The organism is Mitsuokella apri, assembly GCF_051886055.1.
Lineage (GTDB): Bacteria > Bacillota > Negativicutes > Selenomonadales > Selenomonadaceae > Mitsuokella.
In genome coordinates, this window is record NZ_JBJEXT010000016.1 from 1 (window position 1) to 13,973 (window position 13,973).

The following is a 13,973-nucleotide window of genomic DNA, read 5'->3' on the forward strand; positions in this document are numbered from 1 at the left end:
TGGCAATCGGGATGTTGCGGGACATCGCGAGCATCATGGCCATCGTGTGCTCCGTTGCGGCAATCGTGTTGCCGCCCGGGGAATTGATGACGATGATGCCCTTGGCCGTGGCCGCTGGGATGTCGATATTGTCGACGCCGACACCGGCACGGCCGATGATTTTAAGGTTCTTGGCGCGGTCGATGACCTCAGCCGTGACCTTTGAAGCCGAACGGACGATGATGGCATCAAACTCCGGAATGATTTCCAGAAGTTCCTCTGCCGGCAGTTTATCTTTGACGACCACTTCAAACTCCTTCTGCAGGAGCTCAATTCCTTTCGGCGAAATACCATCTGCTGCTAAAACCTTCATGTTTGTTCTCTCCTCTTCATCATAACCAATAAAAAAAGCGCCGTCCCGATTTGGGACGAAACGCTCTGATTCCGTGGTGCCACCCAAGTGAGGCATTGCCTCTCTCTCGACGCTTTAACGGGCGTACCCGTCTGACTTTCGCCAGCTGCTCCGGGGCGGAACCTCAAAATACCCTGCTGACTTGCACCGGCCGTCAGCTCTCTAAAAGGGTCTCTTTCCCGGCTTCCCCATCTTCGCCTTTGCTTTTCATTTTGCAATTTTGCATTGTCTGCATTTTTCGTGCATATGTGTATTATATGCCATCCACTTTCTGCCGTCAAGTGTCTGCTCAGAAAAAACAGTTTTTATTTTTCTGCTTGCTTTTCTGTTTTTTTCGCGCTAGAATATAAAAAACGCGAGCCTGTCCACAAGACATGGACAGCCCCGCAAACCGGACTGATTCCCAGAGACAAGTCCGTTAAAAACAAGCAGATTCAACAAAATTCAAGATTACAAGAGGTTTTGGGAGGTTTTTTCATGGAAGCAGGTCGCGTCTATAATTTCAACCCGGGTCCGGCAACCCTGCCGCTTGAGGTACTCAAAGAAGCACAGGCAGAGTTTTTGAACTTCAATCACACTGGCATGTCAATTCTCGAAATCAGCCATCGTGCACCGGCGTATGCCGCTGTTCATGAGCAGGCAAAGAAAGACATCAAAGAGCTCATGGGTCTCGGCGATGACTACGAAGTCCTGTTCTGCCAGGGCGGTGCCAGCCAGCAGTTCGCAATGATCCCGCTGAATTTCGCCACGAAGGAGCATCCGGGCAGCTACGTTCTCTCGGGCAGTTTCGCGGAGAAGGCTTACAAAGAAGCTGAGCACCTCGGCGTCGGTGAAATCATCGCTTCGAGCAAGGAGACGGGCTACCATCATGTACCGCAGCAGGACGAGCTCAAGATTGACCCGAATGCCGCTTATGTCCACGTCTGCTACAACAACACGATTTACGGCACGGAGTATCACTACGTCCCGGAGACGAACGGCGTGCCTCTCTTTGCCGATATGTCTTCTGACATGCTCTCGCGTCCGGTTGATTTCCACAAATTCGATTTCATCTACGCAGGCGTCCAGAAGAACCTCGGCCCTGCCGGTGTCGTTCTCGTCGTCGCCAAAAAATCGCTGCTCGAAAACAGCCCGGAAAAACTGCCGACGATGTTCCGCTACAGCACGTTCTACAAGAAGGATTCGCTCTACAACACACCGCCTGCTTTCTGCATCTACATGGTCGGCAAGGTTGCTGCCTGGATCAAGGCACAGGGCGGTCTCGAGGAAATGGAACGCCGCAACATCAAGAAGGCCAAGGTCGTCTACGATGCCATCGACAACTCGAACGGTTTCTACCGCGGCCATGCCGACAAAGAGAGCCGTTCTTTCATGAACGTCACCTTCCGCCTGCCGAACGAGGAACTTGAGAAGAAATTCGTGGCCGAAGCTCTCGAGCATCAGCTCAGCGGCGTCAAGGGCCATCGCAGTGTCGGCGGCATGCGTGCCTCGATTTACAATGCCATGCCGTATGAAGGCGCTGTTGCCCTTGCAGAATTCATGGACAAATTCCGCAAAGAAAACGCCTGAGACAATTGATTTGACCGCACAGCTCCTTTTGCCCTGCACCTTTAGAGCAAGAGGGGCTTTTTGTTTGAGAAGGGAAGATGTTCATGAATCCCCGCCATACGAATCTCCTCGACATCATCAGCCGGGAAAAACGCGTATCCGTGACGGAACTTGCCCGCCTGCTCAAAGTCTCGGAAGTCACGGTCCGCAAGGACCTCAACCTGCTCGCCCATCAAGGCCTTTTAAAACGCGAACACGGCTTTGCCAGCATGGTCATGAGCGATGATATCGGCCATCACCTCTTTTTTCACTATGAGAACAAAAGGCGCATAGCCGAACGGGCCGCACGCTGCGTACAGCCCGGTGAAACCGTCATGATTGAATCCGGCAGCTGCTGTACCCTGCTCGCCGAAGAACTTTGCACACGCTGCCGTCATATCACCATCATCACCAATTCTGCCTTCGTCGCCGCCTTTGTCCGCAAGATTCACGGCGCCCGCGTCATCCTTTTAGGCGGCAGCTACCAGAACGAATCACAGGTCATGGTCGGACCGCTCGTCGGCCTCTGTGCGAGAAATTTCCGCGTGGATAAATTTTTTCTCGGCATTGACGGTTTCGATGAAACCGGCGTCAAGAGCAGCGACCGCCTGCGCATCGAAGCCGCGCAGGCCATGGCAGCCCAGGCCCGCGGCATCATCGTGCTGACGGAATCCGAAAAATTCCGCTGCGAGGCAGCCGGGCTCCTTTTCCCCTTTGAACAGCTGCGTGCCGTCTATACCGATGCACAGGCCGAACCGCAAATGATTCAAACACTCGAAGCTCATGGCGTCGATGTTTTCCTCGCCGCCAAAAGCCAGAAATAAAAAAATCCTGCACAAGCCCTTCGCAGAAGCTTGTGCAGGATTTTTATTTTATTCACTCGCTCACTCTTTGGAGAAGTAATTGACTTCCTGAGCAGCCGTATGGATGATATCCGATTCGAACATGCGGTTCCACGGGAAACGCACTTCGATATTGGCCAGCGAATCGATTGGCGGCAGATTATCCTCGACAAAGCGCGTGAGCATGCGCTCCGAGCGCGTTGCGACGGCATCCGTCTTCGAATCGAGGCTGCCGTAGACGCCATCGCCGCGCAGCCAGGTCAGCTGGCGTGCAATGACGTTGCGGACATTGGCCTGATAAGCCCAGTCATCGAGATAGCGCGTGAGCAGCAGGTCATCGACAGCGTCATTCGTCATGTCCTTCGCGAGCATGCCCTCGCCGATGACAAAGCCCGTGCTGTTTGTCGGCGTATTCCAGCCGGCATAGGCGCGAATCTTGAAGAGCAGGCCGCGGTCGCGCAGCTCATCCATCAGGGCATTGTCGGAGCCGTTGGCATACGCGATATCGGCAATGCCGACCGGATAACCGCGGCTCACGTAATCACTGACGATATCGGCGAAGTATTTCGTGCCTTCGCGCGGCGTGCCGTCATTCTCGCGGTCATTGGCTTCATACGTTTTGCCATTCGGGTTCGTATTAACCGTCAGCACGAGGTCAGCCTTCTCAGGCGACTTGACCATCATGCCGCCCGCAGCCGTGACGGCCGCAGCGATGGAATCGCCGATTTTTTCATCGGAGTACGACGGCACCGTGTATTCGCCCTTGCCCCAGTTGTAGCGGGTGTAGACAAACGGCACATCGCGGCGGATATCGTTGACAGCGCGTGTCAGCATCAGCATACCGATCTCGTCGATGCCAGCCATGGCCTGAAAACGCGTCTTGCCGAGGTCCTGGCCCTCAGCAGCGAGATGACGGCTCTCAAGGTGCGTCTGTGAATACGGCGCATTATCGTCGCGGCCAAGCACGAAATAATTGAATGTATTCTTACGCGTCAGCTGGATCATCTTTTCGTTGGCTGCAAAATTCTTTTCGCGGCGGCCCATCCAGTCGCTAAGAGAAGCCTTCGGAATCAAGCGCTGCAGGAAATCGTATTCCTTCTTTTCGCGGCGCGTCAGGCCCTCCATCTCCTGCTTGTCCTTGAGTGCCGTATAGCGGAAAATATCGGCACCGTAGTTGCGGTAGTAGCCCGGTTCCTCATGACCGGAAGCCTCGCCGGAACGCGGCGTGCGCATGATGGAGCCAAAGACGTAAAGCTGCATCTTCGGGTATTCTTTGCGGAATGTCTGGAATTTATCCACGCGGTCGAGCACTTCTTTTTTCGAATACTCGTGCTTGCGCGAGCCGACCAGACTGCCATAGAGCATGGAGTCCGACGAAATAACGGCAGCATCGGCATCCTGTGCATTCTGCTTGAGCCAGTTCCAGAGCTCATCGGGATGACCGAGGTCGCTGCGGCTGCCGAGCATATCATCCGGCGGCACGACTACGTCATACCCGAGCTTCTTGACAACTTCCGCTGTCTGCTTGTCCGAAATTGGACGATTGTCATGCGGAATGTAGAGGATCTTCTCGACCTTCTGCGTTTTGTGATGAGCGGACGCTGCCGGCATGACGGCCAACGTCATCATGAGAGTACAGAGCACTGCCGTGAGTGCCATGATACACTTCTTCAAAAAATCTCTCCCTTCTTTTTGCTTTTCACTGCGTTTTTTGTTTTAGTTTTCACTTTGCTGGTCAGACGAAGCGGACGAATCTGCCGGACTGTCCTGCTCCGACTGAAGTTCTGTCTCTTTGTCCTTGAGCAGAGCCACGAGGGCTTTTTTGACATCATCCGGCACATTGAGCTGCGTATCGAACTCGATGCCGCCGTCTTTTGGCGTTGCCCCTTCAATCTCAATCATATCGGTGAGCTTATGTCCCTGATACTCCGTCCTGCCAAAGTCGGATTCGGCGAGCACCTGGCTGTAATCCACCGTAATCGTGTTGTGCTTGATGGAAACCGGCAGATTGTCCGGCATATCGATATGACCGACCATGCGCTCTGCCATCGACAGCGAGATGCGCGAAAAAATCCACGACATCAGGCCGTGTTCCGGGATGTTGCGGCTGCGCACGCGGTACGTCACATACGACTTGTCGCCGTTATGGACGAATTCCTTGATTTCGCCGGATAATTCCACGGGACCGACTTTTTTCGTCTCCGCGCGGATATCCATCCGGCCATTGGCGTGCGATTTAATGGTCACGCCCGTGACCTGCCCGCCTTCGGGGATGCGCTTGGCAATTGCCTCGTTGATGACCGAGTCCGGCACAAAGAGTTTTCCCTGACTGATCTCCAGCAGAGATTCTTTTGACCACGTCTGCTGCAGTACCTTGATGGCCGGACCGTAATCCTTGACCGACTCCTGTACTTTCGACCAGTCGATGTTCTGGATTTTCTGCACCCAGTTCGCAGGAATATCAATCATAAAAACACCTTCTATCGATGTAACGTTGTATGCTTCTCAAAAACAACACTTTTTAGGATACCACAAAATGATGAAAAAAGAAATAAAGACAAGCAAAGAGACGGCCGAAGCCGTCTCCCATTCGCCAATATACAGCGAAACTATGAAATTTTGAACATTCATCTGAACATTCAGCAGCGGCCAAAGTGCTCCGTCAAGGCACGAAGCTTCTTGGCATCGAGCTTTTTGAATTCTTCCGGACGCATGCACCAGCGCCAGTTGCCCTCGGATGTGCCCGGTGTATTCATGCGGCAGCTGCCGTCAAGTCCTAAGAGGTCCTGCATCGGGATAACGGCGAGTCTTGCATTCGACGCATAGGCAAAGCCGATAAGATGAGCTGCAATTTCTTCCGGTCTGCGTACATCGGCGCGCACGAGGTCGGCCACGGCCTTGCGCAGCGACGGCGTGATATCCGTCTTGAGCCAGCCAATCAGCGTGTTGTTATCGTGCGTGCCCGTGTAGACGATGCTGTTTTCCGGCACGACCGTGCCCAGGCGGTGCTGGTTGTTGAGATACAGCGTGAACTCGAGGACTTTCATGCCGGGGAAGCCGCAGTCGTCGCGGAGCTTCTCGACTTCCGGCGTGATGATGCCGAGGTCTTCTGCCACGATGGGCAGATTGCCGAGCTCGCGGCGCATTTCATCGAAGAACGGCTTGCCCGGGCCCGGCAACCAGCGTCCCTTGATGGCATTTTTCGCCTTGCCGTCGACTTCCCAATACGACTCAAAGCCGCGGAAATGGTCGATGCGGGCGATATCGACAAGCGAATAGAGCTTGTGGAAGCGCTTTTTCCACCAGGCGTAATTCTCAGCCTTCATGGCCTGCCAGTTGTACTGCGGATTGCCCCAGAGCTGTCCCGTCGCACTGAAATAATCTGGCGGTACGCCGGCAACCGTATGGGCCGTGCCATCGGGATTGAGGTCAAAGAGTTCCTGATTAGCCCAGACATCGGCGCTGTCCTGTGCAAGGAAAATCGGCATATCGCCCATGATGCGGATGCCTTTTTCCTTGGCATATTCATGCAGGCGCTGCCACTGGCGGTGGAACAGGAACTGCATGAACTTCTGCAGCTCGATGTTTTCCTCCAGACGTTTGCGCAGGGAAGCCAGTGCCTGCGGGTCGCGTTTTTTCACCGGCTCCGGCCAGTCCATCCACACCTTGCCGTCGTATTCCTTCTTGGCTGCTTCAAACAGGGCATAGTCATCGAGCCAGTAGGCTTCTTCTTTGCAGAACACTTTGTATTCCTGCTGGGCTTCCTCATCCTGCTGGAACGCAGTATGCGCCTTGCGCAGGCATTTATTCTTGAAGGCGCGTGCCTGCTCAAAGTCGGCCGACGAATCAAAGTCTGCGTACGTGACTTTTGTCTCCTGTTTTGTCAGCCAGCCTCTTTCCACGAGTTCATCGATATTGATGAGCAACGGGTTGCCGGCAAAAGCCGACGGCGACTGGTACGGCGAATAGCTGAAGCCGACCGGGCCGAGCGGCAGAATCTGCCAGACGCTCTGCCCTGCCTCAGCGAGAAAATCGACGAATTTATACGCCTCTTTGCCAAAGTCGCCGACCCCGTATTTCGACGGCAGCGACGTCGGATGCATGAGCACACCGGCTTCATGCTTGTACTGACGCTCCGGCGGGATATTCTGGAGCAGGAAGCCCTTGAGCGGCAGCAGCTTCACCGTCAGCTGGCCGTTCTCGACCGTAAAGCGCGTCTCCGGATGAAATGCATCGGCAAAAGCGCCATCGGCAAAGTCGCCGACATTGAGCGTGACGGTTTTTTCTTCCTTGAGACTGCGGTTAAAGAGAGAAATGAAGCATTCATCTTTGGCCGGCTCACCGAAGACATCACGGCCGCCGCGCACGACGCGGGCAAAGGCCATGACATCGCCCTCCGCGTAAAGCGGCAGCAGCTCACCGGTCTGCAGTGCCGTGTGGGCATTGCGCATGTGAATCAGGCGCTCATAGCGGCTGCGCACATACGTATCGCCGCTTTCCCAGTTGTACGGACGGCGGTTGTACGGGTCTTTGAAGCCCTGCATGGCAATTTCATCGCCGTAGTAAATGCACGGCACACCGGGATACGTCATCTGCCAGAGTGCAGCCATGAACAGGCGGGCCATGCCGAGATTGTACTGGTCATCCGTCAGCCGCGCGCGCGACTGCTCGATGGCCGGCATGCCGTCGTAGAACGGCTCTTCGCCGAGAACGGTCATCGCGCGTTCGACATCGTGGCTGCCGATGAGGTTCATCATGGCGTAGAAATTCTCGCGCGGATAATTCTCGCGCAGGCTCTCGAAGCGCCTGAGGCTCATCTTCGCATCGACATGGCCGAGCAGGAAGTCAAACAGGATTTGGCGGAACGGATAGTTCATGGCCGAATCCATTTCCTGACCGCAGAGATATTCACGCGGCACGCCGTAAGCCACTTTGTGCGACGCATCCTCCCAGACCTCGCCAATCATGACGGCCTCAGGATTCGTCTTCTTGAGCTCTGCAAAAAATGCCTGCGAGAAAGCCGCCGGCAGCTCATCGATGACATCGAGACGCCAGCCCGCAATGCCCTCTTTCATCCAGTGATGCATGACGCTGTCTTTGTCATAAATGATGAAGTCCATGTACGACGGCGTCGTTTCCTTGACATCCGGCAGCGTGGAGAAATTCCACCAGCTCTCGTATTCGTACGGGAAATTGCGGAAATTATACCATTCATAATACGGAGAATCCGGCGACTGGAACGCACCAATCGTATCGTACTGGCCTTCGCGGTTAAAATAACGGCTGTTGCTGCCCGTATGGCTGAACACACCATCGATGATGATGCGGATGCCTTTGGCTTTGGCCAGTTCAACGAGATGATGGAACTCCTCGTTCGTGCCGAGAATCGGGTCAATCTTATGGTAATCGCCCGTGTCATAATGATGATTGCTTTCCGACTCAAAGACCGGATTCAGATAAATGACCGAAATGCCGAGTTCCTTGAGGTAATCGAGCTTGCTCTCAATGCCCTTGAGATTGCCGCCAAAGAAATCATACGCGACGATTTCCTTGGTATCGGGGTCCTTGTAATAGCACGGGTCGTCCTGCCAGCAGGCATGAAAGACCGCGCCCTTCTTCTCGATGATCTTGTCGCCCTCGCGCGCAAAGCGGTCCGGGAAAATCTGATACATCACGGCATGCTTGAACCAATCCGGCGTCTTGGCTCCTTTATTATAAACGGTAATCTGGAAAGACGGGGGAACATGGTCGTAAAGTGTACCCATGCCGCCAAGCTGTTCCGGATTATTGCCATAATACCAGGTACCATCCTCCATCGAGATGACAAAATAATACCAGATAAGTCCGCCTTTTTCCGGCAGCGGCAGCCAGCCGCTGTAAAAATGATTCTCCTGCAGCGGGTCATCCTGCGTCTCAAGAGGAATGAGATGCTCGCCTGTCTGATCCTGCCAGCAGCGCAGAATAACCTGGCGAATCCCCTCTTTTGTCCGCAGGCGCAACCCCATTCTGACTTTTGTGCCTGCTTCCGCCGCGCCAACCGGCGAGCGGTAATTGATATCCTGAGAGTCATGCCAGACCTGATCTTGCGTCAGCATGAAAACTCCTCCTTCCAAATCGAAAAGAAAGGCGGCATGAACTGCCGCCCTCCTTCTCACTTGCTCATTTCTTATTCTGCTTTTTCTGCCTGTGAGCCCATGAGTTTTTCATAAAGTGCCTTGTACTCGCGAGCCGATTCCTTCCAGCTGTAATCCGAGTTCATGGCATTTGTGGCAATCTTTTTCCACTCTTCGTAATTCTCATAAGCACTGAGTGCACGCTTGAGTGCGTACATCATCTCATGTGCATTGTAATCGGAGAACAGGAAGCCATTGCCTTCCTTCGAATATTTGTCGTACGGGATGACCGTATCCTTCAGGCCGCCTGTCTCGCGGACCACCGGAACCGAGCCATAGCGCAGGGCAATGAGCTGGCCAATGCCGCACGGCTCATAATTCGACGGCATCAGGAAAATATCCGATGCTGCGTAAATGCGCTGTGCCAGCTGATTCGAGAAGCGAATGTTGGCCGACACTTTCGTCGGGAAACGCCATGCGAGGCCTTTGAACCAGTCTTCATACTCCTTGTCGCCCGTGCCCAGCAGGACAAACTGAATGTCCTCATGCTGCAGGATCTCATCCATCATGCGTACGACAAGATCGAGGCCCTTTGCTGCCACGAGGCGCGAAACCATCGCGACCATCGGCGTACGGCGGGCAATCGGCAGGCCAAGATCTCTCTGCAGCAGGACCTTATTGTCAGCCTTGCGGTCGAGCGTCGTCACATCGTAGTTCTCATAGAGATTTTTGTCCGTAGCCGGATTGTAAACGTTGTAATCGATGCCATTGACAATGCCGAAAAGCGTGTCCTTGCGGCTGCGCAGCAGGCCGTCAAGATGCTCGCCAAAGTACTCGTACTGGATTTCCTGTGCATACGTCTTGCTGACCGTCGAAATGTAGTCCGCGTAGATGAGGCCGCCCTTCATGAAGTTGACTGCATCGTAGAACTCGAGGTCGCCATTGTTGAAGTACTTCCAATCAAGGCCGAGCACATCGCCCATGACATCTTTCGGGAACACGCCCTGATACTTGAGATTATGAATCGTATAGAGCGTGCGGATGTTCTGATAGCGCTCATCGCCCTGATGCTCCAGCTTGAGGAAAACATTGACAAGGCCGGAATGCCAGTCATTCGTATGAATGACATCGGGCCAGAAATCCATCGCCGGCAGCAAATTGAGCACGGCGCGGCAGAAGAACGAGAAACGCTCAGCATCATCGCCGTAGCCGTAAAAGCCCTCGCGCTTGAAGTACTCTTCGTTGTCGACGAAGTAATACGTGACGCCATCCTGCTCCAGCTTGTCGAGGCCGACGTATTTCGAACGCCACGATACCGGAATTTCTCCATCGTAGATGTGCTCCATCGCATTGCGGAAATGCTCCGGGATCTTGCCGAATTTCGGCATGATGACGCGAACGTCCACTCCCTCGGCCTTCAGGGCTTTTGGCAGAGAACCAGCAACATCAGCCAGACCACCCGTTTTGGCAAAAGGCACTGCCTCAGAAGCAACATATAGAACTTTCATTCGAGAATCCCCCTCATGATGTACTTTGCAAATATTTGATTTGATATCCTAATGTATTGAGCTGGTCAATCAGGATTCACCTGCAGCGGCTTTCGTCGCTTCTTTTTTCCTGCTTGTCTTGCGGGCCGTTGTCTTTTTAGCTGCAGCCTTTGCGGTTCCCGCACTGCGTCTGCGCGTCGTCTTTTTGGGCTTTTCCCCCGCTGCTTCGGCCTTCGCTTTTTTCGCGGCTTCCCTCTTGGCCTTGGCTGCGGCTTTTTCCTCTTCCGTCATGCGCGGACGTCCGCGGCGGCGCTTCGGCTTGTCTTCAGGAGTCTCCTCCTTCTTGGCAGCAGTGCGTTTTGCTGCTGTCTTTTTCGTTTTTGCTTCGGCGGCTTCTGCCTTGTCAGCAGAACTTTTCTCTTCATGGCCTCTGACTTCGATCTCCACCGGAGCCTCATCAAAAGAATTCTTGCCAGCTGCCACCTGCCCCTTGTGGCGCAGATAAATCGTTGCCATTGGCGGAATGGTCAGCACGATGGACTGATCGCGGTCGTGCCACTTGACATCCTCAGTCGGGATATCGCCCTCGTTCTTGACGCCGCTGCCGCCAAAGGCCTCATCATCGGAATTGAACACTTCGACATAGCTGCCCTTCTCCGGCACGCCGATGCGGTAGCCATGGCGCACTTCCGGCGTGAAGTTGCAGACAGCGATGAGATAGTCAGAAGGATCTTCTGCCTTGCGGATGAAGGAAACCACGCTGTTCTCATTATCGTTGCAGTCAATCCACTGGAAGCCGTTCCAATCGAAGTCAACCTGCCAAAGAGCCTTGTGATCGCAGTAGAATTTATTGAGTGCGCGGCTGTATTCGAGCATTTTCTTATGCATCGGATACTGCTGCGGCAGATGCCAGTCGAGGCTGTCATCGTAGTTCCACTCAATGAACTGGCCGAACTCACCGCCCATGAACAGGAGCTTCTTGCCCGGATGAGCGATCCAGTAAGCAAAGAACGTGCGCAATCCGGCAAATTTCTGCCAGTAATCGCCCGGCATCTTGCTGATGAGCGAGCATTTGCCGTGTACGACTTCATCGTGCGAAAGCGGCAGGACAAAGTTTTCGCTGAACGCATACATGAACGAGAACGTGACTTTGTCGTGATTCCATTTGCGGTAAATCGGGTCGAGCGACATGTACTTGAGCATATCGTTCATCCAGCCCATGTTCCACTTGTAGTTAAAGCCCATGCCGCCCATGTAGACAGGCTTGGAAATCAGCGGCCAGGCCGTCGATTCCTCCGCAATCATCAGGGCCTGCGGATGATACTTGAAGATATTCTCATTGAGCTTTTTCAGGAAGTCCATGGCCTCGAGGTTGCCCGTATCGCCGTATTTATTCGGCGTCCACTCGCCATCCTTGCGGCCGTAGTTGAGGTAAAGCATATTGGCGACTGCATCAATGCGCAGACCATCGATGTGGAATTCTTCAAACCAGAACATCGCATTCGAGATCAGGAAGCTCTGTACTTCGGTACGGCCGTAATCGAAATTCGTCGTGCCCCACTCCCAGTTCTCCGCGAGCTGCTCATTGTCGGACTCGTAAAGCGTCTGGCCGTCGAAATGGCGCAGGCCCTGTTCATCCTTGCAGAAATGGCCCGGCACCCAGTCCATGATGATAGCAATGCCATTCTTATGAGCTTTGTCAACAAGATAGCGGAAATCATCCGGCGTGCCAAAACGGCTCGTCACCGCATAATAGCCCGTAATTTGGTAGCCCCACGAGCCGTCAAACGGATGCTCGCAAAGCGGCATGAACTCGATGTGCGTGTAATGCATCTTCTTGACGTAGTCGATGAGCTGGTCAGCGAGCTCACGGTAAGAAAGATACTCGCCATCCTTATCGCGGCGCCAGGAACCGGCGTGCACCTCATACGTCAGCATCGGGCGTTCGTAAGAAGACTCTTTTTTCTTCTGTTCGAACCATTCACCGTCCTGCCATTCGTATTTGCTGAGATCGTAAACGCGTGAAGCCGTCTCCGGTTTTTTCTCAGCATAGAAGCCATAAGGATCGGCCTTCATGATGCGCGGACCGCCCCACTGCGGTTCAATGGCATATTTATAGACAGCGCCCTGCTTGACATCGGGAATAAAGACCTCCCAGATTTCGCCATCGCGAATGCGCGTCATGGGATTCACGCGTGTATCCCAGTTATTGAAGTCACCAACCACACTGACGGACTTGGCATGAGGTGCCCAAACAGCAAAACGCACCCCCTGCTGCCCGTCGTGTTCGACGAAATGAGCGCCGAGCATTTCATAGGCATGATAGTTCGTCCCCTGATGGAACAGGTAAAGGTCGAACTCGCTTAATTCTGATGTTTTCACAAATAATCCCCCTCTGTATATCCCCTCAGAACCAGGCAGGGGCAAGGCCCCTGCAAAATTCCAAGCTTATGGGATCATGACAGGTTTGACCTGCCAAATTTCATTTGCATATTCATCAATCGTGCGGTCCGAAGAGAACCTGCCCGAATTGGCGATATTGACAGCAGAAGAACGCAGCCACTGGAAGCGTTTCTGATAGCGTCTCATGATTTCGACATGAGCATCGGCATAGGCATTGAAATCCTTGAGGATGAAGAATTCATCGTTGGCATGGACGAGGTAATCAAACAGCGACTGGAAGTTGCCATAGGTGCCGTCCGTCAGCTGGTTGACGACCGTGCGCACGTTTTCATTCGTATTGTATTCATCCCAAGCGGAATACGTGCCCGTTGCATAATAATTGAGGACTTCCTCTGCCTTGAGGCCGAAGATGACGCAGTTGTCATCGCCGCCCACAGCTTCGCGGATCTCAACATTTGCACCGTCGAGCGTGCCGAGCGTGATGGCGCCGTTCATCATGAACTTCATGTTGCCCGTGCCCGATGCTTCCTTCGAAGCCGTCGAAATCTGCTCACTGACATCGGCTGCCGGATAGACGATTTCGCCGATGGAAACACCGAAGTTCTCAATGAAGACAACCTTGATCTTGCCCTTGATGCTCGCATCATTGTTGATCTTATCGGCAACGGCATTGATGAGGCGGATTGTTTCCTTGGCGATGTAGTAGCCCGGTGCAGCCTTGCCGCCAAAGAAATACGTCGTCGGCAACATATCAAAGTTCGGATCCGTCTTGAGCTTATTGTACTGATACATGATATGCAGGATATTCATGAGCTGGCGCTTATACGAATGGATGCGCTTAACCTGGATATCGAAGATGCTGTCCGGATTTACCGTGATGCCATTGTGTTCCTTGACGTATTTTGCCAGGGCTTCCTTGCGCAGATGCTTAATGGCACCGAGTTTCTCGAGGAACGGCTTATCGTCAACATAATCATTCAAGAGGTCGAGCTGTTCCGGATGACGGTGCCAGCGGCGGCTGCCAATCGTCGCATCGATGAGGTCCGAAAGCTCGGGGTTTGCGCCCATGAGCCAGCGGCGATGCGTAATGCCGTTCGTCTTGTTGTTGAACATGCGCGGATTGTATTCGTAGAATTCATGCAGCGTCGTG

9 protein-coding genes are annotated in these 13,973 nt (G+C 53.7%); 2 read left to right on the plus strand and 7 right to left on the minus strand.

The window, feature by feature from the left end:
* Positions 1-352: Rossmann-fold NAD(P)-binding domain-containing protein (locus ACI4OH_RS01685; RefSeq protein WP_503908423.1), on the minus strand; the 352-nt coding region annotated here is incomplete at its 3' end.
* A 516-nt stretch (positions 353-868) separates the two neighbouring features.
* On the opposite strand from ACI4OH_RS01685, the gene serC reads away from it, so the two are divergent.
* Together serC and ACI4OH_RS01695 are read left to right on the plus strand one after the other, a co-directional pair.
* On the plus strand, positions 869-1,960 hold the full coding sequence (gene serC, locus ACI4OH_RS01690; protein WP_432647261.1) for a 3-phosphoserine/phosphohydroxythreonine transaminase: 1,092 nt from the start codon (positions 869-871) through the stop codon (positions 1,958-1,960).
* An 83-nt stretch (positions 1,961-2,043) separates the two neighbouring features.
* Positions 2,044-2,802, plus strand: coding sequence for a DeoR/GlpR family DNA-binding transcription regulator (locus ACI4OH_RS01695; protein ID WP_432647262.1), 759 nt, complete (start codon positions 2,044-2,046; stop codon positions 2,800-2,802).
* 60 nt (positions 2,803-2,862) lie between these two features.
* Here the strand turns inward: ACI4OH_RS01695 and ACI4OH_RS01700 are convergent, their stop codons facing one another.
* The 6 genes from ACI4OH_RS01700 to ACI4OH_RS01725 all read right to left on the minus strand — a co-directional run.
* On the minus strand, positions 2,863-4,449 hold the full coding sequence (locus ACI4OH_RS01700; RefSeq protein WP_435720974.1) for a DUF4127 family protein: 1,587 nt from the start codon (positions 4,447-4,449) through the stop codon (positions 2,863-2,865).
* 87 nt (positions 4,450-4,536) lie between these two features.
* On the minus strand, positions 4,537-5,289 hold the full coding sequence (locus ACI4OH_RS01705) for a hypothetical protein (RefSeq protein WP_435720817.1): 753 nt from the start codon (positions 5,287-5,289) through the stop codon (positions 4,537-4,539).
* 170 nt (positions 5,290-5,459) lie between these two features.
* Positions 5,460-8,915: a 4-alpha-glucanotransferase gene (gene malQ / locus ACI4OH_RS01710; protein WP_439784030.1), complete on the minus strand. Its 3,456-nt coding sequence runs from the start codon at positions 8,913-8,915 to the stop codon at positions 5,460-5,462.
* A gap of 71 nt (positions 8,916-8,986) precedes the next feature.
* Positions 8,987-10,441 carry a glycogen synthase GlgA gene (gene glgA, locus ACI4OH_RS01715; protein ID WP_439784031.1) on the minus strand — a complete coding sequence of 485 codons (1,455 nt, stop codon included), beginning with the start codon at positions 10,439-10,441 and terminating at the stop codon, positions 8,987-8,989.
* A gap of 69 nt (positions 10,442-10,510) precedes the next feature.
* Positions 10,511-12,802, minus strand: coding sequence for a 1,4-alpha-glucan branching protein GlgB (gene glgB, locus ACI4OH_RS01720; protein WP_439784032.1), 2,292 nt, complete (start codon positions 12,800-12,802; stop codon positions 10,511-10,513).
* Between the two features lie 66 nt (positions 12,803-12,868).
* A partial coding sequence (locus tag ACI4OH_RS01725; protein WP_439784033.1) for a glycogen/starch/alpha-glucan phosphorylase occupies positions 12,869-13,973 on the minus strand: 1,105 nt, incomplete at its 5' end.